The sequence below is a fragment of the Bradyrhizobium sp. PRIMUS42 genome, from assembly GCF_023006515.1.
In the GTDB taxonomy this organism is placed as follows: Bacteria; Pseudomonadota; Alphaproteobacteria; order Rhizobiales; family Xanthobacteraceae; genus Bradyrhizobium.
Genome location: NZ_JALBGZ010001259.1, coordinates 1 through 1,000, shown reverse-complemented (window position 1 = coordinate 1,000; position 1,000 = coordinate 1). Strand labels below are relative to the sequence as shown.

Annotated in this window: 1 protein-coding gene; it reads right to left on the bottom strand. The window is 66.4% G+C overall.

Annotated features, from left to right (window positions below):
* A partial coding sequence (locus MOV75_RS39520; protein WP_247008261.1) for a VCBS domain-containing protein occupies positions 1-1,000 on the bottom strand: 1,000 nt, incomplete at both ends.

Below are 1,000 nucleotides of genomic sequence, written 5' to 3'. Positions count from 1 at the left end.
GGGATCCACGATCGTCAGCTGACCGCTGGTGTTCAGCGCCGCCGCGGTGTCGCCTTCCGTGACGGACTTCGAGTCCGACGAGACCGTCGCCGCATCGTTGCTGCCGGTGATGGTCACCGTCACGGTGCCGCTCGCGGTACCATCCTGGCTGGTCACGGTGAACTGGTCCTGCACCTGCTGGCCGGCAGTGAGCTCGTCATGGGCGCCGTTGCCGGTGTAGCTCCAGGCGCCGTTGGCATCGATCGAGAAGTCGCCGTAGGTTCCGTGGGCGTTGGTCTGCGCCACGACATGGGCTTCGCCCGTGTCGGGATCCACAATCGTCAGCTGACCGCTGGTATTGAGAGCCGCCGCGGTATCGCCCTCGGTGACGGACTTCGAGTCCGAACTCACGGTCGCCGCATCGTTGCTGCCGGTGATAGTCACCGTCACCGTGCCGCTCGCGGTGCCGTCCTGGCTGGTCACCGTGAACTGGTCCTGCACCTGCTGGCCGGCGGTGAGCTCGTCATGGGCGCCGTTGCCGGTGTAGCTCCAGGCGCCGTTGGCATCGATCGAGAAGTCGCCGTAGGTCCCATGGGCGTTGGTCTGGGCCACGGCATGGGCCTCGCCGGTATCCGGATCGGTGATGCTGAGCTGGCCGCTCGTATTGAGCGCCGCCGCGGTATCACCCTCGGTGACGGACTTCGAGTCCGACGAGACCGTGGCCGCATCATTGCTGCCGGTGATAGTCACCGTCACGATGCCGCTCGCGGTGCCATCCTGGCTGGTCACCGTGAACTGATCCTGCACCTGCTGGCCGGCGATGAGCTCGTCATGGGCGCCGTTGCCGGTGTAGCTCCAGGCGCCGTTGGCATCGATCGTGAAGTCGCCGTAGGTCCCGTGCGCGTTCGTCTGCGCCACGACATGGGCCTGGCCCGTATCCGGGTCGGTGATGGTAAGCTGGCCGCTGGCGTTCAATGCGGCGGCAGTGTTGCCTTCGGTGACGGACTTCGAGTCCGACGAG